Genomic DNA, 26,177 nt, shown 5'->3' on the forward strand with positions numbered 1-26,177 from the left:
CCATCGGAAACATTTGTGACCTCTACGACCCCGACGAATGCTGGAACTACCTCAAGGCCGCAGGATATGCGTCCAATTAAAGGCTCGATGCTCTAGGGTGTTGCGTTCCGCCTCGCTGCGATCGACGAAGACGCCACGGGAGATTTCCGATTCCATCTCGGCGGCCCAACGCTTCGCGTCGGTCCTGGTCTCGAAGGTTTTGGATTGGGTGGGGAAGCCGTTACGCCGGATCTTCACCTGGCAGCCAATGACCTGGCCTTCCCGGTTCTTCCGCGGAGCGATGGTAGCCATGGGAATGCCGTCTCCGCTGGATGTCCCGCGGATCCATTTGTCCCCAGATTGTCCCGCAAAATCCAGCCGAAACGCTGGAAGCGTGGCGTCCCCTACGGGAGCGCAACAGTTAAGTGAATTCAATAAGTTACAGGTTAGTGGGACACTTGAAAACTCCGCCAGGTTTCACGGTTTTTCGCTGTGAGGGTCCCACCGCGCAGGTTCAAATCGGGGGCAAGCAACCATCTTAACTTGCTACTCCGCGCGGCGGCTTAAACATGCAGCGGATCGTGCCCCTATGGGTGGTGTAGCTCGCACCTTGGCGTCATGCTCTCCGGAGATAAGGCGGAGCATAAGGATATGCTAAGCCAGAACAGAATAGGACTATATCGTTTGTTTAAAGGCCAGTCGCCATCGACATGCCCACAGGTCTCCCTCAGGCTCGCCCCCTCCGGGGGCGCCGTCGCCCGGCCCGCTCCGTCCAGCCCAGATCCTTGCTGATGTCCTCGGCCGTCGCGCGCACCCGCTCGGCCAGGGCTTCCATGCGATCGTCACCCATGTAATGGGCGGCGCTGGAGACACTGAGGGCGGCCACGATCTCGCCACTGGCCCCCCTGATGGGCGCCGCGACACAACGAACCTGGTCCTCATTCTCCTCCAGGTCGAAGGCATAGCCCTTGGCGCTGTAGACCCGCATGCGTTCCAGCCAAACGGCCATGCCGCTGGTGTAGCCGCGCACTTCGTAGAACCCGCGCCAGGCCACCTCGTCATGGTCCAACACCAGGGCCTTGCCCAGGCCCGTGGACACGATGGGATGCCGCTCCCCCACCCGAGAACCGATTATCACGCGGCGCCGGCCAGCCACCTTGTCCAGATACAGCGCCTGAGTGCCGTCCAGGATTCCCAGATGCACCGTATCCTCGGTTTCCGCGGCGAGGCGCTCGATATGGGGGCGAGCCACGCTGGGCAGGTGCATCTGCTGATGGGCGGCCCACCCCAGCTCAAGCAGTTTGGGCCCCAGGGCGTATCCCTCCCGCGCAACGAAAGTAAGGTAGCCTCGCTCCACCAGAGCGGACGCCAAACGATGGGCTGTGGACTTGGTTAGGCCAAGGCGCTCCGACAATGCGGGAAAGGTGGTGATGCCATCCGCCACGGCGTCGATAACGTCCAGGCCCCGTAACAACGTCTGACTACCCGAGGGTTGGGCCGCGCCCTTGCCCTCTTCTTCCGTCTCCACCTGATCCGCCTTTTTCAAAGCCGACACTCCTGCCCTTGCTAACGATGCCGCGCATTCGCGGCCGCCGGCATCACCACGCCGTGCGGCCTTGAAGGAAGATGGCGACAAAGCTGCGGATGGTCGCCTCAACCTCATCGCCCGAAATCGGACCGCACCAGCGGATGCGCATCCACCAACCAGTGAACAAGCCCATGAAAGCGACGGCGGCATTGCGCGCGTCGCGAATGGGCGTACCGTCCTGAATGGACGCTGCCGTCAAAATAGACATGACTTGAGCCAGGCTGACCTCGAACGTCGTGTCGAAGAACAGCTTGGCCACTTCGGGAAAATTCCGCCCCTCGGTATGCAGCAGCCCCTCAAAGGCCATGACCTCGGGATCGGACATGCTGCGCACGATGGTCCGCGCGAAATGCTCAAGCCGCTGGGTCAGCCCACTTCCAGATGCGGGCTCGGGCGTGAAACGGGTAGACCACACCTCCACCCGGGAAGAGCAAACGGCCTTGAACAGATCGGCCTTTGAAGGATAACGGGCATAAAGGGTTCCCTTGGAAACGCGGGCCGCTTCCGCCACCGCCTCCATGGAGGTGCCGCTGTAGCCCGCGGTCAGGAAGGCGCTGGTCGCGGTCTCCAGGATCGCGGCGTCGATCGCGCGGACCTGGGCCTGCGTCGGCCGGCCAGCCCCCGTCCGCTTGGGGCGGGCGGGCGTCATATCGGAAGTATCCAGGGTTTCAGACATCGCAGCCCATCTCGATCGCTGTTGCAGGGGGACTTCCAACCGGTGCCCGACGAACGATGGGCGCTTGGCTGGAATTCGTACGTTGCCGATCGATTATACCGTGATACCTGTCCTGTGACGCAACTCCATAGACGGCATCAGCGAGGCCCGAGATGCCGGTTCCAGAAATCCATCACGCGTTTCATCGCCGCCACGTTTTCCGGCGCCCCCGGCGCCATGGGCTGGAAGACGTGGATCATGCCTTCGTAGAGGTCCAAGGTGGTGTCCACGCCCCCGGCCACCATGGCCTGGTAGTGGCGCACCATGTTGCTGAGGAAGATTTCGCGGGTACCGCCCTGGATCAGCGTCGGGGGAAAGCGCCGGGTGTAGTCCCCGTAGACAGGGGAGACATAGGGGTTCTTCTGATCGGCGGGATCGGCGTAGGCCGCCGCACTCAAAGCCAGGCGGTCCATGCTCAACGCCGGATCGAAGCTGGCCAGGGTACGGTAGGTATCACCCGTAGCGGTAACGTCCGACCACGGCGACCAGAGCAAGACGGCCCCCGGCAGGGGGGTGCCCGCGTCGCGCAGCTTCAGAACGGTTCCCGCCACGATGGAGCCTCCAGCGGAGTCCCCGAAAATGCCGATCCCCTGTGGCGACCGGCCCTGGGACAGCAGGGCGCGATAGACCGCCGCCACCTGGTCGGTGGTCCCTTGCCAGCGCTGCTGCGGCGCCAGGGTATAGTCGACGGAAATGACCCGCATCCGGCTGCGGTTGGCCATGAGGCCCGAGGAGAACAGGGTCGAGCGGGCCGAAAGGCTGGTGAAGCCGCCGCCATGGACATAGATCAGCAGACGCCCGTCGTCCACCCAGTCCTTGGGCGTGATGGTCAGGGTGGGCACACCGCCTATTAGGCTGGCCTCCACCGTCACCCCATAGGCCGCGATGACGCCGGACGCCATCTTTTGCATCTGCTCGTCAACCGCATCTTGCTGCTGCTTCCATGCCGCGAGGTCATTAAGGGCGGGCTGCGGCGCCTCCGCCGCCTTGAACCCCGTCACGATCGGCCACATCCGCTGCCAGGCGGGCGACAGCGTATCGGGCGGAACGCGGGCCGGGTCCAACGGTGCGGTCTGGCCGAAGGCGGCCCCGCCCGCAACAGCGACCATCAGAGCAATCACCAGCCCCGATAAGCGCCTCATCACCGTTCCTCCCGCCGAGGCGCCGGCACGCTCAAGTGCGTCTCCACGGAGTTCAAGGGATAAGTGCGGCCTTGCCAGACGAACTCACCGGGCAGGTCTTTCGGCCGCCGGATGTCGGCCATCATCTTGGAGCCGACCACGCGATAGCGGACGGTCACCGCGCCATGCGGCGTCGCGGCCGTCGCATCCAGTTGGGTCAGGGCCCCCAAGGCGGGCTGAATCCGGACGGCGGCATATCCCGGGGCGCCGGGCTGAATGCCAGCGACGATATCCAACAGGTCCGCGGTGGGATGGGCGCTCCAGGCATGGGTGTCGGAGCGCGTGTTGCCGCGCTCCTCCGGCCACGTGGTGTAGTGAAGTGCCAGCAGGTCACGCCACGTCTGCAGCAGCGCGTGGTAGTCATTCGCCAGGCCGGCATGAACGAAGGCCCGCGCCAGATACCAGGCGAAGTAGTAGCTGCTGACATACATCCCGTCTGGGGCGTCGATGCCGCCCCCGGCCTTGGTGATGCGCCGCAGGATGGCCGGCGCCTCCTCCGGCGTGGCGACGTCATAGAGGACTGCCAGGGTATTGGTGTGCTGGCTGAAAACATCGCCGTCGGGATTGTCGGCGTAGAGGCCCCGTCCCGCCTGCCAACAACGCGCCCGGAGAGCCGCCCGCACGGCGTCGGCACGGGCCGTGTCCGCCGCCGCCTGGGCCGGATCCCCCAGCGCCTTTTCCAACGCCGCCCCTTGGCGCAGCGCCCCCAGCCAGCTGACGGACATCAGGCAGCTTTCACCATCCTTGCCATAGGAGGGGAACTTGGTGCGGTCGGTCGCCGACTGCCCCGCCCAGTCGATGAAGTTCCACTGCGGATTCTTGGTCAACAACCCGGATGGCGCCTGATAGCGCTCGAACCAATGCAGCACCTTGCGCATGCGGTCCAGGTGCCGCACCACCGGACCGGTGTCCGGCTGCTGCATCCACCAGTCATGCAACATCCCCACCCACAACAAGGAGAAGGGGGCGATGGCATTGCTGTTGCGGACCGGGTAGGCCCCTTCAACCAGCCCGTCGTCGACATCCGACTGGGCAAAGGCGTCGATCGCCTGTTCCGCCAGGCGGGGATCCCCGCCGACAGCGTAGCTGATCAGCGCCTGAAGCCGGGTGTCGCCGACATACTGGTTCTGCTCCCAGAACGCCGTGTCCATATAGGTTTCATGCGCATCCACCCGCGCCGTGCGCCAGCCGACCTGCCAGATATGGTCAAGCACCGGGTCGCTGCTCTTGAAACTTCCGATCTGCTGGAACGGGTAGCCGGTCTCGAAGACCCGCAGGCCGTCCAGGGTCAGGGGTTCACCCTGCGTCACCACGTCGATATCGAGATAACGCCACGTCCGCCACCACAGCGGCTGGAAAGCCCGCCGCCCGCCGTCGGCGGTGAACGTATCCCAAATGCCGAAGGCCTTCCGGTCGTCCACCAGATCGCGATCCGCCTTCTTGAACTGATCGCCGTAAAGGGCCTCGGCATAGGTCAGTTTGATGACCGCGTCCTTGCCGCCGCTGACCGCCAATTCCGGATAGGCCGAGATCATCGCGTCCCGGCGGAGCAACAGCTTGACGTGGGTATTGGCCGGCACGGTGACGGCATGACCGGGGAATGCTTTCCCCCCGTCGAGATCGCTGCGCACCACCGTTCCGGCTGCTACCGGCGCATACTCCTGCTGCGGCAGGCGATCGATCGTCAACGTACGGGCCGCGGCCTCTGGTGCCGGCACGGCCTCCCGCCAATCGCCCTTGGGTTCCGCCACCGCCATCCAATCCCAATTGGCCTTGGCTGCGTCGATCACCTCGGGCGAGCCTGCGACATAGAACCAGCGACGCACCTGGCGATAGCCGTTGACAGCCGACCGCCCACCGTCCACCGCAACCCGCCAGCCGGCCTGATCGGTACCGACAGCGGCCGCGGGGCCATCACCCCGCAGGCGGAAGCCGGTATCGACACTCTGCTGGAAAATGGGGGCCGTCTGGGAAAACAACTCGCCGCCGGCCGCCGCCCGCTTCTGCGCATCCGTGGCATTGGGCGGCAGCACCGGCGGCGGCTTCACGAAGTTCCAAACCTCCGCCGCGATCACGTTCCGGCCCGGCCGCAGGTATGGCGCGAGATCCAGCGCCTCCATCCGCCAATGAGCGATGTCGCCGGTGGAGGGACCCATCGCCACCCGCACACCGTTGACATAGAGGTTGAACCGGTTGTCAGCCGTCACTGTAACCGGAAAAGCCGACGGCACCGCGGCCAAGTCGAACGTCCGCCGGAAATCGAGAACGATGGGACGTTCCCTGGTGGCGGCATCGGGATGAGTGATCCATCCCTCCGCCGACACAGCGGTGCCCTGAGCGACAACCGGGCCCGTCGCCGCAGCCAAAGACAAAGCCAGGACGCTACCCAGGGTGATGGACAGAAACCTCATTGCATAACCTCCACCTCGACAGGGCCGACCAAGCCAGCGGGAACAGGCTTCAGCAGTTTGAAGCCAGGCGCCTTGGCATCGACCATTGCGTTCTGCGGTGTGTTCAGGACGGTGATTTCCAGGGTATTGCGACCGGGTCGCAGCGCCGCCGTCACATCCACCTTGAAAGGCCGGGTCACCAGCGGCTGGAAGCGATGTCCATTGATGGTTACGACCGCCATGTCGTGGACTTCGCCTAGGGCCAGAAGGACGTGCCGTCCCCTGCCCAGCCAGGATCGCTCGACCTCGACTGTGCGTTGGTAGGCCCCCTCGCCCGCGAAGTCGCCCAGCCCAGTGGTTTGCGACCAGTCGCCCAGGGTGGTGACCGTCAGCGGCCGGCTGACCGACCCCCCCTTGGGACCATGGCCATTCACCAGTAAGGTCCAGCCATCCTGGGGCAATACCTTATGGGTCACGAGAACCGGGGCCGGGGCGGGCAGCGGTGGCAAGCGGGTATCCTGCACCAGCAGCGCGCTGGCACCAGCCGGCAACGTCAGGGGAACCGCTGTGCCATCGCCCGGGGACTGGACGCCGCTGGCCGCTGTGATGGTGCCATCCAAAGCGTTCCAGCGGGTAACGGCGCCGCGACCCGGCAACACCAAACTGGCGTCGCGGGACTGCCCACCAGCGTTATGCAGGAAGGTCACCAGCTGATCGCCCACACGACGCTGCACGTAGACCACGTCCGTGGGATCGCCCGTGAAGCGCAAGTTGGCCGGCACCTGGATCAGGCGCAAGGCATCCACCACGCCATCAGCTGGCACGACACGCGCACCGGCCTGGAGGGTGGCCGCCACCGCCACTCGGACGCGGGCATCCCGGGCTTCATGGTTGGCCAGCCCTTCGTCACGGGTGGGCGCGTGATCGGCGAAGACAACCGGCAGCCCGGCCTGGGCGAAGGCGGCAATCTGCTCCGCCGTCTCGGCCGCGATGCCGTCCACCGGCGGCAGGACCAGAACCGGGTACCGGGCGCCCCCGGCGGAAACCAGCTGGTGGTCTTCCACGCGGGCGTGGGCCAACGCATCGGGATTGACGCGGTCGAAGTCATAGCCGCCCGCGAGGAAATGGCGCTGCGCCAACTCGGCGTCCGCGCCCCGGTCCTCGATGCCGGCATAGTAGCCGACCTGGCCGTAGAAATAGGCCACCGGCACCACGGGCTTGCCCTGGCGCAGCACCGCCTGGGTACGGGCGAAATATGCCGCCAACGTGGGCACACCGGCCCAGATCGGGTTGGTCTCGTTGACCATGGTGCTGAAGCCGAGCGAGAACGCGCTGGGCTGGAAGGCGTGCCAGCCGGGCCATGCCACGCCATCGCGCCGATAATTGGTGCCGTGAATCACCAGGCTGTTGACGCCGCTGGCGAAGATCAGGTCCGCCCGCTGGCGCAATTCGTCGGGCGTGACCGAATAGGGGCGATCCTTCCAGCACAAGCTCTCCGCCGACACGATGGCCCGACCATAGAGGTCGGCGCCGGAACGGGCGAAGCGCATGAAGTAGGGATCGGCCCCCGCCAAGTCCTCTGTCTCCGGTATGTCGGCGGCGCCATAGCCCCGAACGATGTCGAGCGCGCCGCCATGTGCCTGGAACTTCGCCTGAAGGCCGTGCGCATGATTCCAGGCGACGAACGGATCGACAAAGCCAACGAACATCAGGTCGGAGACGGTGCGGCGGTAGTCGGCCCGCACACGCTCCGCCGTGCTGTCCCCCGCCTCGAAATAGGGGGGCGACCAGTATTCCCCCCAGGCCTGCATCCAGCCCGGCTGCAGCACCAGGGGCAGATAGGGGGTAAGGTCATAGCCGCGGCGCTTCTTGAATTCCGCCAGGAAATTCTCGGTCCAGGGCAGATCCTGCATCAGCTCCAGGCTGTCCACGAAGGTGGAGCGGACCGCGGAAAAGGCGGGACCCAGAGCCGACGGCAGCGGGTCCGCCACCCGCGCCACATGGGCGGCGAAGGCGGACGGGTCCATATGGTCCAGGGTCAGCTGCGGCCCCTCACCGGTACCCGCCAGGATCCCCATGTTGACGGCATACTGTTTGAAGACGAAGACCTGCCAAGTCCCCGCCGGCGGTGTCCAATCCAGCGTGCCGTCGTCCCGCAGCTTGTCGGTCAGCACCAACGCACTGCCTTCGTCCAGCTGACCAGGCATATCCACATGGCGCCAGGGGTAGAGGACCAGACCTTGGGCGGGAGGTGCCGGCTGCAGTGCCGGGCCGTTGCCCTTGACGGCGATCACCGCCACGATCTTGGCCCGCGCGTCCAGCCGGGCCGGCCAGTCCGCCACCCTCGGATCCTTGCCCCGGGGATCAAAGCCCGAAATGGCGCCCATGCGCTTGGTCCGGCTGGGGATGGCCACCTTGACCGGCCCCTTGCCGCCACTGACCTCGGTGAACGCCATGGTCAGCTCCACGTAGGCCTTTTCCGGCGGAATGGCGAAGCCACCGCCGGACGGCCACGCGGACCCCAGCGTGTAGTCGAGGGTCAGTCCGCGTGCCGACGCTTCCTCTGCCGCGGCCTTCACATGGGCGAAGAACGGCGGGGTGGCATAGCCGTTGATCGTGTCACGCTCCGCCTGGCTGAGGCCGGGCACGCCAGGATTGAAGGACTGAATTTCGGCACCGCCGAACCCCGCCTCGTCCAGCACCTTGATTTCGCGCCGCAACTCGTCGGCATTCACCGCGTCGCCCGGCCACCACCAGCGCAGACGGGGTCGCATCTCCTTGGACGGCGCCTGAAACACCTGCTCCAAGGTCTGGGCCTTGCCCGCTTGTGCCCCGAAGAGAAGGGCCAGGGCACAGGCCCCCGCCAGAAGAGGGTGCCACCTGCTCATCACGCGTTTCCTTCCCAGGATCAGGGCTTTAGTGCCTGCCGGCCGAGATGGGCCGTACCCGCCAACGCCACGTCCTCTGCGGACGCGCCGACCTCGACGCGATAGTCGCCGGCCGGGACCACCCAGCGCTGGGCCTTGGCGTCAAAATCGCCAATGACGCGCGGATCGGCCGTGACGGTAACCTCGCGGCTTTCCCCCGGCTTCAGCGTCGGCTTGTCCCAGCCAATCAGACGCTTGGTCCGACCGTTGCGCGAAACATAGAGCTGAGGTACATCCGACCCTTCACGGTCGCCGGTGTTCGTGACGGTGAATCGCACCCGTAGCGTGTCGCCGTCGGCGACGTTCAGCCCGTCATAGCGGAAGCGGGTATAGCTGAGGCCATAGCCGAAGGCGTAGAGCGGCCGCGCGCCGGTCTTGGCGAACCATCGGTACCCCACGTCGGACCCTTCGGGATAGCTGACGTCAAACGGCTTCAGCCCAGCCTGGATACCGTAAACCGCGCGCGTCTCCTCATCCGCCAGCTGGGCATCACCACCCGGCAGCATGGGGTTGGGAAGTTGCTTCTCGCTGGCGGGGAACGTGATCGGCAAACGACCCGAAGGATTGACGGCCCCGGTCAGCACCCGTGCAATAGCCTCGCCCCCGCGTTGCCCTGGAAACCAGGCGGCCAGGATGCCCTGCACCTGGTCCCGCCATGGCATGCTGACCGCATTGCCCGTTTCCAGCACCACAATAGTTCGTGAATTGGCCGCCGCGACAGCGGCGATCAGCGCGTCCTGTCCATCCTCAAGCGCCAAGTCCTTGGCATCTTCCGCCTCGGTCGCCCACTTCTCCACGAACACGATCGCTACATCGGCATCATGCGCCAGAGCGGCTGCGGCCACCGGATCATGGCCGTCGTTGAACTCCACCGTCGCGTCCGAGCGCGCGGCCCGCAACGCCGCCAGTGGTGACGACGGGCCGTAGCTGCGGCTGGCGAAGGAAGAGGCCCCCGCCCCCGGGCGCTTGACCACCAGCGCGAAGCCGCCAACCGGGGTGACCTGACTGGATCCACCGCCGGACAAAACGCCGATATCCGCATGCCCCCCGATGACGGCGATGCGCTTGGCGGTGGCCGCCAGGGGCAGGACATTCCGCTCGTTCCGCAGCAGGACCATGCCGGCTTCCGCCGTCGCCTGCGCGACAGCGGCATGGGCGTCGTAGTCGATGGAATCGCCCGGGATGGCCGGGTTGTCGATGACCCCGCGCGCGAACAGGGTCCGCACGATGCGCCGCACGGCGGTGTCCACTGCCACCTGGGGAATCCGCCCCTGCGCGATCTCTTCCTCCAGCGACGTGGAGAAATATTTCTTCAGGTCTAGTTGGTCGCCCGACTGCTGATCCAGTCCATGGACCAAGGCTTCGGTGGAGTGGACCGCCCCCCAGTCCGACATGACCCAGCCCTTGAAGCCCCAGTCGCGCCGCAGAACGTCATTCAGCAGGAAGGGATTCTCGCAGGCGTAGACGCCATTGACCCGGTTGTAGCCGCACATGACCGAGCCCGGATCACCGGTCTCGATGCCAATCTGGAAAGCAAGCAGGTCGCTCTCGCGCATGGGCGCTTCCGCCATGGTGACCGACAGGACGTTCCGCCCCGTCTCCTGGTCGTTCATGGCGAAATGCTTGATGGTGGCGACGATATGATTGGACTGCACGCCGGCGATGGAGCGCCCCACCAGCCGGCCCGCCAGCAGAGGGTCCTCCCCCAGATACTCGAAATTGCGCCCGCCACGCGGGTCGCGCACCAGGTTCACACCGCCGGCCAGCATGACGTTGAAGCCCTTGGCACGGGCCTCCGCGCCGATCATGGCACCGCCACGATACGCCACCTCGGGGTCCCAGCTGGATGCGACCGCCAATCCGGAAGGAAGGGCGGTCGCGACATCGCCGGGCCGCTGATTGTTCAGGTTCGACACGCCCAGGCTGGCGTCGGTTTCCGTGAGGGCGGGGATGCCCAACCGGGGAACCCCGGCGATATAGCCCGCGCCGATCACGATACCGTCCGGTCGCTTGGAGCGCTGGACCAGCGCCAACATCGGCCCATGCAATAGGCCGATTTTTTCGTCCTGGGTCATCTGCTCCAGAAGGGCTTGGGCCTTGGCGTCGGCCTGCGACGGGGTTTCCCCCGCCGCGGCCCAACCCGCCATCAACGCCAACCCGGACACAGCGGCGGCCATGGCAAGGCGCATGCTATCCCCCCTTACTGGCCGAAGGTGTAGCGGAGGTTCAGACCGAACTCCCGCGGACGCACCAGCGTCCCGATGGCGTAGCCCGACGCGTAGTAGCTGTAGTCCACCTGTGCGGCGCCGCGTGTCGTCAGCGTGGAGACGTCCGCCAGGTTTTTCGCGAAGACCGAAACCTCATAGGCCCCGTCCTTGTCGCGCAGCCCCAGGAACAGGCTGTTGTTGATCAGGTCACTGTAGCTGATGTTCTGGAAGGGGTCCGTCCGCTTCGGGATATAGTTCACGAGGCCGCGCACGAAGCCTTCGTTGTTCCCCCACAGCGGAACGTCATATTCGAAGTTGGCGCTCAGGCTCCAGTCCGCCTGATCGCTCAGGCGGCCGTTAAGATGGCAAAACGCGACCTGCTGGCCCATAGGCACCGATGGCGTACCAACCGAGTCCGCAACACCATCGCCGTTGTAGTCGTTGCAGGGAGCCAGCGCGTTCTTGAACTGGGTGCTGTTGTAGGTGCCGCTCAACCCGAACTGCAGATGCTCGGTAATTTGGCCGGCCAGGGTGGCCTCGAAGCCCCGAACCTGGGCGTCGGCATTGAAGGTGAAGGCCGCGTTATTGTCCGGAATGCCGTTACGCGCGGTCGATACCGACAGGTAGGAACCGGTATAGGCTTGGTAGTTCTGGAAATCCTGCTGGTAGGCGCTCAACGTGAATCGCAGCTTGCGGTCCAGAAGCGCGCCCTTCAGGCCGATTTCATAGGAGTCGGACTTCTCGGGCTTGTACAGCAGCAGGCTTTGGTCGAGGGCCGCCGTGGTCGCGGTGATGCCGCCCGGACGGTAAGACCGGCCATAGCTGAAGTAGGCCGTCAGATCGCGGTTGAAGTCATGCTTGTAGCTGGCCGATCCCGTGAATTGGCCATAGATACCCTTCTGCATGTCCGGCGCGATTCCGGCCTGGGTAATGGGATAGGGGCCGAAAATGGGGCCGCTCAGCGTTTGATTGAAGGCGTGATCGAAGTGCTGCTCCTGATAGCGGCCGCCGACCTCGATCAAATCGCTATCCGTGACCTTAAAACGATGATCGGTGAAGACCGCATAATCCTGGGTGGAGGCGGGAATATCGATCCCCACGTTAAAGACGCCAAAAGACAGGGGCGCCGTCCGCGTGGGTGACAACGCGAAGGGCAACACCTGAGCCTGGTTCACGCTGGTCGGGGAATTCACGTTGTCATAGTAGACGCCGACCAAATAGTTCCAGAAATCCCGCCCCTGGGATGTCAGGCGCAGTTCCTGTGAGATCTGGTGAATGTTCGAGTTCACATACTGCATCTGGGAGTAGTTCGGGATCGACCCTCCCCGCGCCAAGTCGGACACCCGGTCATTGCTGATCTGCTGATACCCACCCACGTAGTTGATGGTGGCGCCACCCAGATCCAGCTCGCCCGTCAGCGTGGTCACGTTGCCGGTGTAGTGATATTCGGTCGGGCCGTTGGTCAGCGAAATGCGGTCCGCGGGCGTCAGGTACGGGGTCGCCGTGGAACCCCCAACGGTGAAGGCGATCGGGTTGGCGACCGTATAGTTGTCCATGTACTGGTGGGTCAGGACGAAGGTCAGGTCTTCGGTCGGCTTGAACGCCAGGCTGGCGCGAACGCTGCGGGTCTTGTCGCCGTCGTCGCTGCCATTGCGGATGTTGTGCGCATCGGCCGCGTCGTTGCGGTCGAACAGGCCGGCGATGCGGAAAGCCAGCTTGCCGTCAACGATCGGCGCCCCGACGGCGGCCTGGGTGTTGATGCCATCCTGGGTCGTGAAGGTCTGCTGAACGTAGCCGCTGACCTTGTCCAGGTCCGGCTGCCGGCTGGCGATGGTGATGGCGCCGGAGGGCGAGGTACGGCCACGCAAGGTTCCCTGCGGCCCACGCAGCACCTCGATCTGCCCAATGTCGTATAAGCTGCGGAAGGCGCTGCTGGTGTCCAGCGGGGTTTCGTTGAAGTAGACGTTGACCGTCGGCTGCGTGCCCGAGTTCGGATCGAAACCAACACCGCGCACGGTGATGGAATTGGTGTTCGGTTCCTTTGAGTCCAGGCTGAGGCCCGGAGCCAGCTGCTGGATGTCGGAGAACTGGCGCAGGTTCAGCTTGTCGACCGTGTCACCTGTCACCACGTCGACGGACTTCGGCACATCCTGCAGACGCTCGGCGCGCTTCTCGGCCGTCACGATGATTTCCATCAGGTCATCGCTGGGCGCCTGCTCCGCTGCGGCGACCTGGGCGAAGGCGGGCACGGCAAAGCCTGCAGCCATCATGGTCGAGACAAGCAGAATGGATTTTATATCGCGCAAAATTGTGCCCTCCCTTGCGGCTGCGCTCTAGCGGCGGCGCCGTTTTCCCTATTTATGGGATGGCATCTTACTTTTTGGTGTTAGTAAGTCAATACTCAATAGCACACCGGCGTACAATTACCTGGGCTGGGCGTGCTGTCTAGCATTTTCCGACGCCAGCACCAGCAGCCCACCGCAGCGGCTGGGTATGTAGGCAAAATCAAAGCAAATGGCAGGGGGCCGTCATCGGCGCTTGCCGACCTAGATGGCAGGCGCTGGCCTATTGCGTAAGGGATTCAAAGCTATAGTTAACATCCAGATTTCCCACAGCCGCCCTTCGCAGCCGTGGGCCCCGGCACGAACTCAAAAGCACGCACGGTTTCCGCGCGCTGATCGGGACGGAAGCGATTCCTTCACGAACGTGCATTAAGAAACCGCGCTCCGTCCTTTCGCGGATCAATGCCCCTGCGCGACGTGCGGAATATGCCCCGTAGGCCATTGCCTGCTCCCGGAGCCTGAGACCCGGGTGCAGAGAATGGGAATCGCCATCCCGAGCTTGCGAAGTCGCCGGGCGCGTCAGGCGCTGTACCGGGCGCCCCTGGCCCCGTAAAGGGCGACCGCGACGAAGCCCAGCGCCGGCAGGAGATAGGCCGCCGGGAAGCCGTAGGCCTCGGCGATCAGGCCCATGGGGTAAGGCAGGACGACGCCGCCGCCGATGGCCATGACCATCATGGAGGCGCCGCGCTTGGTATTCGGCCCCAGGCCCTGGACGCCCAGCGCGAAGATGGTCGGGAACATGGTGGACATGAAGAAGAAGACCGCGATCATCGCAATCAACGACACCCGGTCGAAGCCCGCCGCCACGACCAGCGACAGCGCGACATTGATGACCGCGAACAGGGTCAGCAGGACCCGTGGCGAAACCCGTCCCAACAGGGCCGTGGCGACGAAGCGACCGGCCATGAACAGCACCAGAGCCAGGGACAGCAGATAGGCGGCGCCTTGGGCATCAAGCCCCGCCCAGGTATCGATGGCGACGTTGACGAAAAGCGCGCCGCACCCAACCTGCGCCCCGATGTAGATGGCCTGGGTCAGCACCCCCAGAACGAAGTGGCGATGCTGGTATAGGGGCCGCCCGTCCGCGCCATCGCTGGCGTGCTCCGGCTCCGCGATTTCCGGCAAGTGCGCCCGCCCCACCACCATGGCGAAAACGGCGATGGCCACGCCGATGATGGCGTAGATCAGCTGGACGTTGTCATGCGCGCCCTCGCCGGCGGCGGTTCCCTTGAAGAACAGGCTGCCACCGATCAGCGGCCCGATAAAGGTGCCCAGGCCATTGAAGGATTGCGCCAGATTGAGCCGACGCGACGCCAGTTCAGGGGGCCCCAGAACGTTGACGTAGCTGTCGGCCGCGGTTTCCAGACAGGCGAGACCCGAGGCCAGCACGAACATCGACAGCACGAAGGGCAGGAACTGGCCCAATGATGCGGACGGGATGAACAGCAGTGCACCCAGGGCGGTGACCATCAGGCCAATCAGGATGCCGATCTTGTACCCCACCCGCTGCAGCAGAAAGCCGGCGGGCAGGCTGACCAGCAGGTAAGCCCCGAAATAGGCGATCTGCAACCAAGTCGACTGCGCCGTGCCCACATGCAGCGTGTCCTGGAAATGCTTGTTCAGCACGTCCAGCAGGCCGTAAGCCAAGCCCCAGATGAAAAACAGGCTGATGGCGAAGGCCAGCGCCGTGCGCAGGACCCGGGGCGCCACCTGATCGTAGACCACCTGCTTATGGACCGATGCCGTGTACACACTCATGAAACTGCCCCTCCCTGGGCGCCGGCAGGCGCCCTTATTGTCACTCTGCCCTAGCGCTTGAGGCGCAGGTGTTAAACCGCGATGCGGTAGATGCGGACGGCGTTGCGCCCGAACAGGTCGCACCGCTCATCCAATGAGAAGCCGCCCAAAATCTCGTGATAGGCGCCCATAACGCGATCGATGTTCCCAAACAGACGATCCGTGGGAAAATCGCTGGCCACCATGCAGCGGTTGGTACCGAACAGGTCGATGGTCTCAAGGATCAACGGCCGGATGCTGTTCACCGTCCATCCCCGATCCACCAAGCCGAAACCTGAAAGCTTCACCGCGGCGTGCGGGAGGGCAGCCAAGGCGCGCATGCCCGCCCGCCAGAAGGCCAAGCCTCCCGGCTCATCCCGCAGCGGCATGCCGCAATGGTTGAGGATCACCGGTATGTCCGGATGGACCGCGGCCAACTCTGCGGCGGCGGCCAGCTGACCCGGATAGCATTGCAGGTCGAACGACAGGCCGTGACGGGCCAGTCGGGCATAGCCCTGCCGCCAAGCCGGGTTGGCCAGCGGATCATTACGATTGTAGGTCCGGCGCGGCTCAGGGTGCCAATTGGCAATGTGTCGGATGCCCCGTACCCGAGGGTAAGCGGCCTGTCGTTCCAGCACCTGTTCGACGTCACCGCCATCGAGGGCGGCGAAGGCGACAATGGCGCTGGGCAAGTCGCCTTTCTCCGCCAATTCCTCCAACCAGGCGGTTTCTTCCAGCGCCTGGGCGGGATCGGCGCCGGCATCGATATGCACGGCGCCGACCGGCGACCACGGGGCCAGTTCTTCCCGGTAGGAGTCAGGCAGGTAGGTATGGGCGATGGCTTCGGTGCTGCCGTTTGGCCCATCGTCCGAGAACGGTGGTGTTAGCCAAGCGTATTTGAGCCGATCCAGGTTCCAGAAATGGACGTGGGCATCTACGAACGGAATCGCATCCATCGCCTATCCTCCCTTTGTTCTTAGCCGTCAGAGGAGAAGGCTAGTACGTCGTGCGACCGCCTGAGGTATCGAAGGTCGACGCCGTGGTGAAGCTGCATTCCTCGCTGGCCATGAAGCAGACCATGGCCACGCTCTCCCCCACATGGCCCAGGCGCCCCATAGGAATCTTGGAGCGCATGTAGTCCACCTGGCTTTGCGGCAGCTGGGCCAGGATGGGACTTTCGAAGGTCGCGGGGGTCAGGCTGTTGACGATCACGCCCTTGCCGGCCAGTTCCTTGCCCAGCGATTTGGTAAAACCCAGGACGCCAGCTTTACTGGCGGAATAGGCGCTGGCGTTGGGGTTGCCCTCCTTGCCGGCCACCGATGCGACGTTGACGATGCGGCCATAGCCGTTGGCCAGCATCAGCGGCACCAGTGCACGGCAACAATAGAACAAGCCGTTCAGGTTGATGTCGATGGTGCGGCGCCAGCTGTCCAGCGGAAACTCATGCACCGGCACGGTGGCGCCGGTGATGCCGGCGGAGGCCACCAGCACATCCAGCCGTCCACCGAGGGCCTGGTGGCTGGACTGGGCCGCCGCCGCGACGGCATCGGCATCGGTGACGTCCAGCGCCACGCTGAAGGTGGCGCCCACATCGTCAGCAGCGGCGGCCAAGGTCTCGGGATTATTGTCCCATAGAGCGACCTTGGCCCCTTCCGCCACCAGGCGGCGGGCGGTTTCCTTGCCTAGACCCGACGCCCCGCCGGTGACGATGGCGGTACGGCCCGCAAAACGATCCTTGAACACGGTCATGCCAGCACCTCGTCCCCCAGGTGGCGCCATTCCACCACCTGCTGCCGCTGGGTTCCCAGCTTCGCGATACCCAAATCCATCACGTCACCCGCCTTGAGGAAGATGGGGGACGGCTTCTTCCCTTCCCCAACGCCCGGTGGCGTACCAGTGATGATGAGATCACCGGGGAATAGGGTGATGTACTGGCTGGCATAGGCGATGATTTGGCGGACGTTGAAGATCATCGTCCGGGTGTTGCCCGTCTGCATGCGCTGACCATTCACGTCCAGCCACATGTCAAGGTCCTGTGGGTCGCCCACCTCATCGGCCGTCACCAGCCAGGGCCCCACCGGGCAGAAGGTGTCGTGGCCCTTGCCCTTGCTCCACTGCGAGCCGCGCTGCTTCTGATTGAAGCGTTCCGACACATCGTTGGCGAGGACGTAACCCGCCACATGATCCAGGGCGTGCGCCTCTTCGACATAGCGGCAGGTCTTGCCGATGACGACGCCGAGCTCCACCTCCCAGTCGCTGTGAGTCGAGTTCCTGGGCAGCATCACCTCGTCGTTCGGTCCAGTCAGACTGGACAGGGCCTTGGCGAACATCACCGGTTCAGTCGGGATGGGCAGATTGGATTCGATGGCATGGTCCTCATAGTTGAGGCCGATGGCCACGATCTTGCCGATGCCCCGTACCGGCACACCATACCGCGGTTTGCCGGGCACAGCAGAAAGGCTGAGCGGATCGACGGCGGACAGGCGGGCCAACACATCGGGCGTCAGCGCCGCCGGCGTGATGTCGGCGATGCGCGCCGACAGGTCACGGACGACGCCATCGGCGTCGACCAAGCCCGGCTTTTCTTCGCCGCGGGGGCCAAAGCGACAGAGCTTCATAAGAAATGATCCTTAATGCGTATAGGGGCGGTGCAGGGTGACGGCGGGGTTCAACTCCACGCCGAAACCGGGCTTGTCCAAGGCCGTAGCCTTAAGGCGGCCGTTGACGGGGACCGGCTCGTCCAGCAATTGGGGATGAAACATGGGCTGAACCTGGTCAGCTTTGGGCGCCATCATCAGGAACTCAGCAAACGGGCTGTTATGCCGGGTGATGACGAAGTGATAGCTGTAGACGCTGGAACCATGGGGGATCACCATCACGCCCCGGCTGTCCGCCATGGCGGAGATCTTGAGCAGTTCGGTGACGCCACCACACCAACCCACGTCGGGCTGGATGATGTCGCAGCATTCCATCTCCATCAGCATGCGGAAGCCCCAGCGGGTGGCCTCATGCTCGCCCGTCGTCACCAGCATGCCGGCCGGCGCCGCCTTCTTCAGCGCGGCGTAGCCCCAGTAATCATCGGGGCTCAACGCCTCCTCGATCCATTTCAGGCCGTAGTCCTTGGCCTTGTGCGCCAGGCGGGTGGCGTAGTTCAGATCCAGCGCCATCCAGCAATCGAACATCAGCCAGAAATCATCGCCACAGCGCTCCCGCATGGTGGCCAACTCGGCGATGTTTTTAGCCAGGCCCTCTTCGCCTTCGGCTGGGCCATGGTGCAGGGGCATCTTGCCGCCGATGAAACCCATGCCCTTGGCCAGGTCCGGCCGGGCCCCAGTGGCGTAGAAGCTCAGCTCATCGCGCACAGCCCCGCCCAACAGGTGGTACACCGGCTCCTGCCGCAGCTTGCCTAAGAGATCCCACAGGGCGAGATCGACGCCGGAGATGGCGTTCACCACCAGGCCCTTGCGGCCGTAATACTGGGTCCCGAAGTACATTTGGTCCCAGATCTTCTCGTAATCGGTGGGGCTGCGGCCTTCCAGGAAGCGGGCCAGATGCTTTTCCACGATGTAGGCGGCGGGCTCACCGCCGGTTGTGACGGCAAAGCCGACGGTGCCATCAGTGGCCTCGATCTCCACCACCAGGGTGCCCAGCACGTTGATGCCGAAGCTCTGGCGGCTTTGCCGGTACTCCGGATACTTGGCCATGGGCGTGGCGATATGGTCGTCGATCCAGTGACCGTCGCCCTGGTCGTGATAATCCGCACCGCCGCCGCGCACCACATAGGCGCGCACCTGTTTGATCTTCGGCAGCATCAACCCCTCCCTTGACCTTGCTTCTCGCCCGGCGTTCCCGCGCTTCGCAGGCATCGCCGAGATTGGATATTGCCATATGATGGAATTGCGTTCTATATGATAGAAAAAACCGCGTCAACGGGAAGATGCCCTTAAATAGCCGATGGCGCGACCATGACGGAGTTAACAGCCAGAAAATCCGCTCTCCACATCTGGATTGGATATATATCTATGGCTTTTTTCAGGAAAGTTTAAAAAAATTGGAAACATCTATCTAATATGCCCACATCTTTTACTTCAAATTCAAGGCTCGCTGCCGGCTGATATGACAGCACTACCAGAAATGTAGAATATTAACTGGGAGATACCGCACAATGGCAACACCATTACTCGCCGGAAAGACCGTTCTAGTGACTGGCGCATCGACCGGCATCGGCCGGGCGGCCGCCATTGGCGCCGCGCAGCATGGCGCCGATGTCGCCATCAACTATCACTCGGACGACGCCGGCGCTGCCTCTTGCGTGGCGGAAATCAAGGCCCTTGGGCGGCTTGCCGTGGCGATCAAGGGTGACGTCGCCGACCCGGCCACCGCCACCGACTTCGTAACCCGCGCCTGCGACGCGCTGGGCAAGGTGGACGTTTTCGTGAACAACGCGGGCATCTGTCCCTTCCACGCGTTCCTCGACATGCCGGCGGAGACGCTGGAACGGACGATGCGTGTCAACCTGCACGGCGCCTACTACATGGTGCAGGCAGCCGCCAACCGTATGGTGGCCCAGGGGCATGGCGGTTCCATCATCGCGGTGTCCTCCATCTCCGCCCTGGTCGGCGGGGAATATCAGACCCACTACACCCCGACCAAGGCCGGAGTGCATTCCCTGATGCAGTCGGCGGCGATCGCCCTGGGCCGTCACGGCATCCGCTGCAATTCCGTATTGCCCGGCACCATCCTGACCGAAATCAACAAGGACGACCTGGCGGACGAAGGCAAGCGCACCCGCATGGCCGCCCGCGTGCCCTTAGGCCGCCTCGGCGCGCCTGAGGACCTGGCCGGCCCCATCGTCTTCCTGGCGTCGGACCTGGCCCGCTATGTCACCGGCGCCGCCCTGCTGGTGGACGGTGGCGCCTTCGTGAACCTGCAGTAAGCCCGTCTCATGCTCGCCCGGACACGATACGCCCTCCTGATGGGCGCGTTCATTTCGGCCATAGCCGCCAACGCGCCCACCAGCGCGCAACAGGCAGCTCCCCCAGTCGACCCCAACGCCATCATTCTTGGCACCGGTGGTGTCGAGAATGGCGCCGCTGAGGAAATTTGGTATGGCCGTGGGGTGCAGCTGGCGGTGCGCAATGTCACCCAGTCGACCCTTACGCCCGTGCTGCCGGACAAGGACAAGGCCACCGGTGCCGCCGTTATCGTCGCGCCTGGCGGGGCCTACCGTGTCCTGTCCATGAATAACGAGGGCTGGCCGATCGCGCACTGGCTGGCGGACCACGGCATCGCCGCCTTTGTTCTCAAATATCGGCTGATGCCGACGCCCGCCGACCCGCCGGCGTTCGCCAAGGTTATGGCGAGCCGCATGGCCGAAATGGCCCAGGCACCGGCGGACACCCGCTGGCCGGCGTTCCCCCCAGCGGTCGAGGACGTCGAAGCGGCCTTGAAGCTGGTGCGCACCCACGCGGCCGATTGGGGCGTGGATCCTGGGCGCGTCGGACTGATGGGATTTTCCGCCGGCGCCCGCACCATCCTTGCCGCCACCCTGCAGGCCACGCCGGATGGCATGCCCGCCTTCATCGCACCCGTTTATGGACCGATGAACACTGAGACCGTGCCGGAAAAGGCCCCACCCCTGTTCGCCGTGATGGCCATCGATGATCCGCTGCAGTCGAAGACGGATTTCGGCCTCATCCAAAGCTGGCGCCAAGCCCACCGCCCGGTGGAACTCCATGTTTATCAGAAGGACGGGCACGGCTTCGGGGCCGGCTATCCGGGAACGACAGCAGCGGCCTGGCTGGATTCCTTTCTGTTGTGGCTGCGCATGAACAAAATTCTACCGCCGTCCACCTGAGCCACCTCACATGGTCGTGGACAGAACACCCGACCTATATTAGAACGTTACCGTTCGTTTTAGTCAGACAGCAGCCCGCCGCAGGGATGCCAAAACACTGGGAGATCGCCATGTCGTTTCTGAAATACGCCCCCCTTGCCATCGCGGTCGCCGCTGCTTCGCTGAGCAACGCTGCTTTCGCCCAGTCGACGGCGCCGGCCACCGCCACGCACGCCGCCCCGGCCCATTACAGCACAACCGAAACCGAAATCGGCAAGCTGCTCGATGATCCGGCGGCCAGGGCGCTGCTGGACAAGTACATCCCCGGCATGACCGCCAGCGACCAAATCGACATGGCCCGCGCCATGACCCTCAAGGATATTCAGCAGTATTCGCCGGACCAGGTGAACGACAAGGTCTTGGCGCAACTGGACGCTGAATTCGCCAAGATTCAGGCGAAATAACCAGCGTAGTGTCGCCTCGGCGACATTGTTCTTCTCTCCGATTCATAACTCGGCAAGGTCGTGGACACCCACGGCCTTGCTTTTTCTTTGCCATTGCGCCTCCGGGCCCGACCCGGCCAAGCATCCTTATAATGATACGATATCGTTCGATTAAACTTTCCATTTGCCGTCGCACCTGATAGGAAATCCCCACAAGGCCGCGCCGTGAAAACGGGCAATCCGGTTTCACCTTTTCCGCTCTGCGCGCCATCCTCCGTCAGCCGAAGTCCACCATGGCAGAGACCGCCCCTGGGTCGCCGACACCCGCCCCGCCCCCCGCTCGCCGCGGTGGACGTTTTCTATCCACCATCCTGATCACGACCTTGGTGGGCGCGGCCGGCGCCGGCTATGCCTATCATCAGGTCCAGGGGCGCTATTTCCAGGAAACGGATGACGCCTACGTCCACGCCGATGCCATCGTCATCTCATCCAAGGTTGCCGGCTATGTCGCCGAGGTCCTGGTGGAGGATAACGCCGAGGTTCAGGCCGGCCAGCCGCTGCTGCGGATCGACCCCCGTGACTATCGGGCCCAGGTGGCCCAGTCCCAAGCCCAGGTCGCTGTAGCCAAGGCCAACGCCGAGAACATCCGCGCCTCGATGGCGGAGCAGATCGCGGCAATCGAACGCGCCCAGGCCCAACTGGATGCCGCTGAAGCACGGGCGATTTTCGACCGCAGCCAAATCGTACGGTATGAGCCTTTGGCCAAATCCGGCGCCGAACCGGCTGAGCGCCTGGCCCAGCTGCGCCAGACCGCCAGCGCCTCAGCGGCCGACGTGACAGCCCAACGGGCCGCCTTGAGCATGGCCCAGCGTCGGAGCGCCACGCTCAAGACCCAGTTGCAGCAGGCGATGGCCCAGGCGGACGCGGCCCAGGCGCAGCTGGACGCCGCGGCCGTCAATCTGGAGGCCACACTGATCCGCGCACCGGCGGCCGGCCGGGTGGGGGACAAGACGGTCATGCTGGGGCAGTTGGCCCAGCCCGGAACACGGCTGCTGTCCATTGTCCCGGCGGACAAGGTCGACATCGAGGCCAATTTCAAGGAAACGCAGATCGGGCTGATGCGGCCGGGCCAGCCGGTGAAGATCACGGTCGACGCCCTCAGCGGCCAGGAGTTGAGCGGACGGGTGGCCAGCATCGCGCCTGGCACGGGCGCCCAGTTCTCCTTGCTTCCGCCCCAGAACGCCACCGGCAACTTCACCAAGATCGTCCAGCGCGTGCCCGTGCGCATCATCCTGGAGGCCGGGCCTGAAACCCGGCAACTGCTTATCCCCGGCCTGTCGGTAACAGCGACCGTCGATACCCGCGGAGCCAAGGATGTGCCGGCCCGCATCGACCGCGAGCAGCGATCCGCTGTCCGGCAGGGCACCTAACATGGTGACCGCGCAGGACACGGCGGGCCGCACCAACGCCGACCTCACGGCCTGGCTGGCGGTCGCGGCCGGCACGCTGGGCGCCTTCATGGCCACCCTGGACGTTTCCATCGTGAATTCCGCCCTGCCCACGATCCAGGGGGAAATTGGCGCGACGGGCACGGAGGGCACCTGGATCGCCACCGCCTATCTGGTGGCGGAGATCATCATCATTCCCCTGACCGCCTGGTTGGAGCAGCTGCTGGGCCTGCGGCTCTTCCTGCTGGGGGCCACGCTGCTGTTCACCGGCTTCTCCGTCCTCTGCGGTATTTCTTCCAGCCTCCCGGTCATGATCGTCGGCCGCATCGGCCAGGGGCTTACCGGCGGGGCCATGATCCCCACAGCGATGACCATCATCGCGACCCGCCTGCCCCGGCACCAGCAACCCATCGGCAGCGCGCTGTTCGGCATCACCGCCATCCTCGGGCCGGTGATCGGCCCCCTGATCGGTGGCTGGCTGACGGAGAATATCAGCTGGCACTACGCCTTCTTTCTCAATCTCCCGGTCTGCACCGCCCTGGTCCTGTTGCTGCTACTGGGCCTTCCGCGCCAAGGCATGAGGCTGGACCGGCTACGCGAGGCCGATTGGTTGGGGATCATCGGCCTGACCCTGGGCCTGGGCGCCCTCACCGTCCTGCTGGAGGAAGGGCAACGCGAACTGTGGCTCCAGTCGCCCCTCATCATCCAGATGGCCTTGTTGGCGACCTTGGGCTTCGCGCTGCTGATCGTGGGGCAGGTCACCGCCCCACGGCCGGTCATCCATCTTGGACTGCTGCTGAACGGTCAGTTCGGGTCGGTGGCGATGATGGGCATGGTGGTGGGCATGGTGGTCTACGGCAGTTCCTATGCCATCCGGCAGTTCCTGTCGGTGGTCGCCCAGTACAACGCGCTGCAGTCCGGCACCATCGTCCTGATCTCCGGCATCCCCAGCCTGCTGCTGATGCCCTTCACACCCTTGATGGTGCGCGCCATCGATATCCGCGCGGCCTTGGCTGCAGGCTTATTGATGATGGTGGCAAGCTCCTTCCTGGATACCGATCTCTCCTCCGCCTCGACCGGTGGCAGCTTCGTCGTTTCGCAGCTTCTGCGTGGTGCCGGCACCATCTTCGCCTTCCTGTTCCTGAGCCAAGCCGCCATCACTTCGGCCCCGGCGGAATACACGGGCGACGCCTCCTGCCTGTTCAACGCGGTGCGCAACCTGGGCGGCTCCTTCGCCTTGGCTGGCATCAGCGCCGTCCAAGACCAACGCACCTGGTTGCACAGCCGGCGGCTGGAGGAGGCGCTGCACGCCAACGGCCTTATGGTGCAGGAATGGCTGGCCGGGATGACCCGCATCACCGGCAGCCGCGTCGGCGCCCTGGAGATGGTCTCCAGCCAGGTCCAGCAGCAGGCCCTGACCATGACCTACAACGACCTGTTCTGGCTGCTGGGCGTGGGCTCGGCCTGCGTCCTGCCTCTGGTCCTGTTCCTTAAACCCCTACCCAAGGGCGCCGCGCTGGCGGCCATGCACTGATGCGCACCCTCCCGCTTCCCCTCATCGCCTTGGCCTTCGTCGCCGGCTGCACCGTGGGCCCTGATTATGCGGGCCCGCCAGAGCTGGCTGGCAACCTGATGGCTGCCGGGGCCTTCCATCGAAAGGGCGATACCCCTTCCCTTGTCCGCGCGCCCATCGCTGCTTGGTGGGAGACCCTGGCCGACCCCGAGTTGACGGCACTGGTGCAGCAGGCGTTGCGCGCCAGCCCCACCCTGGCGGCGACACAGGCCAAGGTGCGGGGAGCCAGGGCCGGGTTGGCCCGGCAGCGGGCGGACGGCATGCCCAAGGCCAATACCCAGGCCCTCTACCTCCATGCCCATACGCCCAGCGACCTGCTGAGCGGCACGACCGAAACCTCGACCGACAGCGATTTCGTCAATGTTGGCTTCGACGCTGCCTGGGAAGCCGATCTGTTCGGCGGCCACCGACGCGCGGTGGAAGCCGCTGGCGCGCAAGCCGAAGCCCGCCGATACGATCTGGGCGATGCCCAGGTCAGCCTGGCGGCCGAAGTCGCCCGCGCTTATGTCGGCCTGCGCAGCGCCCAGGAACGGCATCGCCTGACCCTGCAGTCCATCCGGCTGCTGGAGGAAATGCTGGCGCTGTCCCGCCAGCGCCAGTCCGCCGGAACCGCTCCAGCCATTGCGCTGACGCCCCTGCCGGGCCAACTCGCCACCGCGCAGGCCGATGAGGCCGAATTGGCCACCGAGGTGGAAGGATACCTGGATCAACTCTGCCTGCTCACCGGCCAGGTGCCGGGTTCTCTGGATACGAGCCTGGGTAGCGACGCTCCTGTTCCCCTGCCCCCTGCCGAGGTAGCGGTGGGCGATCCGGCCCAACTGCTGCGCCACCGGCCTGACATTCGCGTCGCCGAACGGACGCTGGCCGCCGCCACCGCCCAGATCGGCCTGCGGGAGGCTGAGAAGTTCCCACGGGTGAGCCTGCGCGGCTTGGTGGGCCTGGGTGGCAACGGACTGGCGGCCCTCACCCATGTCGGCAACACGGTTGCCCTTGGAACGCCGTCGCTCAGCTGGACTTTCCTGGACTTCGGCCGGGTCACCGCCGCGGTGGACCAGGCCACCGCCGAGCGGGACGCAGCGGAGGCCCAATATCGCGCCACGGTTCTGAAGGCATTGTACGAAGCCGAAAATGCCCTATCGCACTTTGGTGGACAGCGGCGGCAACTGGCGCGGGTAGCAACCGCCGAAGCGGCCGCTGCTGAGGCGGCGGATCTCACCCGGCAGCGCGCCACGCGGGGCACGGCCAGCCGCCTGGACCTCCTCGATGCGGAGCGCCGCCAGGCCCAGGCCCGTATCGCGACAGCCCAAGCCACGGCGGCGCTGACGCTGGATTACGTGGTCTTGCAGAAGAGCCTGGGCCTGGGATGGAGCGAGACCCAGGCGACCGCCCAAGCATTATAAGGACGGGGTCATTCGGTGGACGGTCGCAGCGTCAGCCACGCTTGTGCCGCTTCATATACTGCTTTGGCGTCATGCCGATCGCTCTGCCGAACGCCACGCAGAAGCTGCTGGGTCCTGTATAGCCGAGGCGGTGCGTAATCTCCTTGAGCGTCAGATCGGTATCGCACAGCAGGCTCTTGGCTGAACCGCGGTTCACCATGGGACTTGCTTAGTTTCTCCTCCGGCGTCTTTTACACCTGTTGATACGCAGGCGTAGCGGTCGGCTCACACAGGACCATGGACTTGCCCTGGAAAAGTGGAGAGCCATCACCCTAAAATTTGGGAATGATGGAGGTGAAGATGGCGCGGGCGAAGCGGTCGCAGATCACGGGG

General features: G+C 64.7%; 20 protein-coding genes. 6 read left to right on the forward strand and 14 right to left on the reverse strand.

Annotated elements, in window-relative coordinates:
• Positions 1 to 51 precede the first annotated feature (51 nt).
• The 13 genes from FHS74_RS29575 to rhmD all read right to left on the reverse strand — a co-directional run bounded on the left by FHS74_RS29575 (position 52) and on the right by rhmD (position 18,917).
• Positions 52 to 291 (reverse strand): hypothetical protein, encoded by a 240-nt coding sequence (locus tag FHS74_RS29575; protein ID WP_184807868.1) that lies wholly within the window; start codon positions 289 to 291, stop codon positions 52 to 54.
• A 415-nt stretch (positions 292 to 706) separates the two neighbouring features.
• The gene (locus tag FHS74_RS29580) at positions 707 to 1,525 is read right to left on the reverse strand and encodes an IclR family transcriptional regulator (protein ID WP_246463469.1); all 819 of its coding nucleotides are present in this window, start codon (positions 1,523 to 1,525) and stop codon (positions 707 to 709) included.
• A 52-nt stretch (positions 1,526 to 1,577) separates the two neighbouring features.
• Positions 1,578 to 2,243, reverse strand: coding sequence for a TetR/AcrR family transcriptional regulator (locus tag FHS74_RS29585; RefSeq protein WP_145617972.1), 666 nt, complete (start codon positions 2,241 to 2,243; stop codon positions 1,578 to 1,580).
• A 137-nt stretch (positions 2,244 to 2,380) separates the two neighbouring features.
• Positions 2,381 to 3,391 carry an alpha/beta hydrolase gene (locus FHS74_RS29590; protein WP_184807870.1) on the reverse strand — a complete coding sequence of 337 codons (1,011 nt, stop codon included), beginning with the start codon at positions 3,389 to 3,391 and terminating at the stop codon, positions 2,381 to 2,383.
• Between the two features lie 32 nt (positions 3,392 to 3,423).
• Positions 3,424 to 5,874, reverse strand: a complete 2,451-nt coding sequence (locus tag FHS74_RS29595) for an alpha-L-rhamnosidase-related protein (protein WP_184807871.1) — start codon at positions 5,872 to 5,874, stop codon at positions 3,424 to 3,426.
• A complete protein-coding gene (locus tag FHS74_RS29600; protein WP_184807872.1) occupies positions 5,871 to 8,741 on the reverse strand; it encodes a glycosyl hydrolase in 2,871 nt (956 codons plus the stop codon). Before FHS74_RS29600 ends, FHS74_RS29595 begins: the two co-directional genes overlap by 4 nt.
• A gap of 20 nt (positions 8,742 to 8,761) precedes the next feature.
• A complete protein-coding gene (locus tag FHS74_RS29605) occupies positions 8,762 to 10,969 on the reverse strand; it encodes a glycoside hydrolase family 3 C-terminal domain-containing protein (protein ID WP_184807873.1) in 2,208 nt (735 codons plus the stop codon).
• Between the two features lie 11 nt (positions 10,970 to 10,980).
• Positions 10,981 to 13,257: a TonB-dependent receptor gene (locus FHS74_RS29610; protein WP_184807874.1), complete on the reverse strand. Its 2,277-nt coding sequence runs from the start codon at positions 13,255 to 13,257 to the stop codon at positions 10,981 to 10,983.
• 591 nt (positions 13,258 to 13,848) lie between these two features.
• Positions 13,849 to 15,087, reverse strand: coding sequence for a sugar MFS transporter (locus tag FHS74_RS29615; protein WP_184807875.1), 1,239 nt, complete (start codon positions 15,085 to 15,087; stop codon positions 13,849 to 13,851).
• Positions 15,088 to 15,158: 71 nt separating this feature from the next.
• On the reverse strand, positions 15,159 to 16,061 hold the full coding sequence (locus tag FHS74_RS29620) for an amidohydrolase family protein (RefSeq protein ID WP_184807876.1): 903 nt from the start codon (positions 16,059 to 16,061) through the stop codon (positions 15,159 to 15,161).
• Positions 16,062 to 16,101: 40 nt separating this feature from the next.
• Complete coding sequence (locus FHS74_RS29625; RefSeq protein ID WP_184807877.1) at positions 16,102 to 16,854, reverse strand: SDR family NAD(P)-dependent oxidoreductase; 753 nt, start codon at positions 16,852 to 16,854, stop codon at positions 16,102 to 16,104.
• Positions 16,851 to 17,723, reverse strand: coding sequence for a 2,4-didehydro-3-deoxy-L-rhamnonate hydrolase (locus tag FHS74_RS29630; RefSeq protein ID WP_184807878.1), 873 nt, complete (start codon positions 17,721 to 17,723; stop codon positions 16,851 to 16,853). Before FHS74_RS29630 ends, FHS74_RS29625 begins: the two co-directional genes overlap by 4 nt.
• A gap of 12 nt (positions 17,724 to 17,735) precedes the next feature.
• The gene (gene rhmD / locus FHS74_RS29635) at positions 17,736 to 18,917 is read right to left on the reverse strand and encodes an L-rhamnonate dehydratase (protein ID WP_246463470.1); all 1,182 of its coding nucleotides are present in this window, start codon (positions 18,915 to 18,917) and stop codon (positions 17,736 to 17,738) included.
• A gap of 353 nt (positions 18,918 to 19,270) precedes the next feature.
• On the opposite strand from rhmD, the gene lra1 reads away from it, so the two are divergent.
• The 6 genes from lra1 (at position 19,271) to FHS74_RS29665 (ending at position 25,805) form a co-directional block, all read left to right on the forward strand.
• Positions 19,271 to 20,041 carry an L-rhamnose 1-dehydrogenase Lra1 gene (gene lra1 / locus FHS74_RS29640; protein ID WP_184807880.1) on the forward strand — a complete coding sequence of 257 codons (771 nt, stop codon included), beginning with the start codon at positions 19,271 to 19,273 and terminating at the stop codon, positions 20,039 to 20,041.
• A gap of 39 nt (positions 20,042 to 20,080) precedes the next feature.
• Positions 20,081 to 20,962: an alpha/beta hydrolase gene (locus tag FHS74_RS29645; RefSeq protein ID WP_184807881.1), complete on the forward strand. Its 882-nt coding sequence runs from the start codon at positions 20,081 to 20,083 to the stop codon at positions 20,960 to 20,962.
• Between the two features lie 110 nt (positions 20,963 to 21,072).
• Positions 21,073 to 21,405 (forward strand): hypothetical protein, encoded by a 333-nt coding sequence (locus FHS74_RS29650; RefSeq protein WP_184807882.1) that lies wholly within the window; start codon positions 21,073 to 21,075, stop codon positions 21,403 to 21,405.
• Between the two features lie 272 nt (positions 21,406 to 21,677).
• Positions 21,678 to 22,814, forward strand: coding sequence for an HlyD family secretion protein (locus FHS74_RS29655; RefSeq protein ID WP_184807883.1), 1,137 nt, complete (start codon positions 21,678 to 21,680; stop codon positions 22,812 to 22,814).
• 1 nt (position 22,815) lies between these two features.
• Entirely contained in the window at positions 22,816 to 24,366 is a 1,551-nt protein-coding gene (locus FHS74_RS29660; protein WP_184807884.1) for an MDR family MFS transporter, read from the forward strand.
• A complete protein-coding gene (locus FHS74_RS29665) occupies positions 24,366 to 25,805 on the forward strand; it encodes an efflux transporter outer membrane subunit (RefSeq protein WP_184807885.1) in 1,440 nt (479 codons plus the stop codon). The genes FHS74_RS29660 and FHS74_RS29665 overlap by 1 nt, the downstream gene beginning before the upstream one ends.
• A 31-nt stretch (positions 25,806 to 25,836) precedes the next feature.
• Here FHS74_RS29665 and FHS74_RS29670 read toward each other — a convergent pair whose 3' ends face one another.
• On the reverse strand, positions 25,837 to 26,004 hold the full coding sequence (locus tag FHS74_RS29670; protein WP_184807886.1) for a helix-turn-helix domain-containing protein: 168 nt from the start codon (positions 26,002 to 26,004) through the stop codon (positions 25,837 to 25,839).
• Between the last annotated feature and the right edge of the window lie 173 nt (positions 26,005 to 26,177).

The sequence above is a fragment of the Nitrospirillum iridis genome, from assembly GCF_014205765.1.
Lineage (GTDB): Bacteria > Pseudomonadota > Alphaproteobacteria > Azospirillales > Azospirillaceae > Nitrospirillum > Nitrospirillum iridis.

Bases quoted from the DNA above. Each gene is read 5' to 3' on its own strand.
- FHS74_RS29595 (WP_184807871.1), bottom strand. From the start codon at position 5,874: ATGAGGTTTCTGTCCATCACCCTGGGTAGCGTCCTGGCTTTGTCTTTG.
- FHS74_RS29605 (WP_184807873.1), bottom strand. From the start codon at position 10,969: ATGCGCCTTGCCATGGCCGCCGCTGTGTCCGGGTTGGCGTTGATGGCG.
- FHS74_RS29620 (WP_184807876.1), bottom strand. From the start codon at position 16,061: ATGGATGCGATTCCGTTCGTAGATGCCCACGTCCATTTCTGGAACCTG.
- FHS74_RS29630 (WP_184807878.1), bottom strand. From the start codon at position 17,723: ATGAAGCTCTGTCGCTTTGGCCCCCGCGGCGAAGAAAAGCCGGGCTTG.
- FHS74_RS29585 (WP_145617972.1), bottom strand. From the start codon at position 2,243: ATGTCTGAAACCCTGGATACTTCCGATATGACGCCCGCCCGCCCCAAG.
- FHS74_RS29610 (WP_184807874.1), bottom strand. From the start codon at position 13,257: ATGATGGCTGCAGGCTTTGCCGTGCCCGCCTTCGCCCAGGTCGCCGCA.
- FHS74_RS29600 (WP_184807872.1), bottom strand. From the start codon at position 8,741: ATGAGCAGGTGGCACCCTCTTCTGGCGGGGGCCTGTGCCCTGGCCCTT.
- FHS74_RS29575 (WP_184807868.1), bottom strand. From the start codon at position 291: ATGGCTACCATCGCTCCGCGGAAGAACCGGGAAGGCCAGGTCATTGGC.
- rhmD (WP_246463470.1), bottom strand. From the start codon at position 18,917: ATGCTGCCGAAGATCAAACAGGTGCGCGCCTATGTGGTGCGCGGCGGC.
- FHS74_RS29655 (WP_184807883.1), top strand. From the start codon at position 21,678: ATGGCAGAGACCGCCCCTGGGTCGCCGACACCCGCCCCGCCCCCCGCT.
- FHS74_RS29665 (WP_184807885.1), top strand. From the start codon at position 24,366: ATGCGCACCCTCCCGCTTCCCCTCATCGCCTTGGCCTTCGTCGCCGGC.
- FHS74_RS29645 (WP_184807881.1), top strand. From the start codon at position 20,081: ATGGGCGCGTTCATTTCGGCCATAGCCGCCAACGCGCCCACCAGCGCG.
- FHS74_RS29615 (WP_184807875.1), bottom strand. From the start codon at position 15,087: ATGAGTGTGTACACGGCATCGGTCCATAAGCAGGTGGTCTACGATCAG.
- lra1 (WP_184807880.1), top strand. From the start codon at position 19,271: ATGGCAACACCATTACTCGCCGGAAAGACCGTTCTAGTGACTGGCGCA.
- FHS74_RS29650 (WP_184807882.1), top strand. From the start codon at position 21,073: ATGTCGTTTCTGAAATACGCCCCCCTTGCCATCGCGGTCGCCGCTGCT.
- FHS74_RS29625 (WP_184807877.1), bottom strand. From the start codon at position 16,854: ATGACCGTGTTCAAGGATCGTTTTGCGGGCCGTACCGCCATCGTCACC.
- FHS74_RS29590 (WP_184807870.1), bottom strand. From the start codon at position 3,391: ATGGTCGCTGTTGCGGGCGGGGCCGCCTTCGGCCAGACCGCACCGTTG.
- FHS74_RS29660 (WP_184807884.1), top strand. From the start codon at position 22,816: ATGGTGACCGCGCAGGACACGGCGGGCCGCACCAACGCCGACCTCACG.
- FHS74_RS29670 (WP_184807886.1), bottom strand. From the start codon at position 26,004: ATGGTGAACCGCGGTTCAGCCAAGAGCCTGCTGTGCGATACCGATCTG.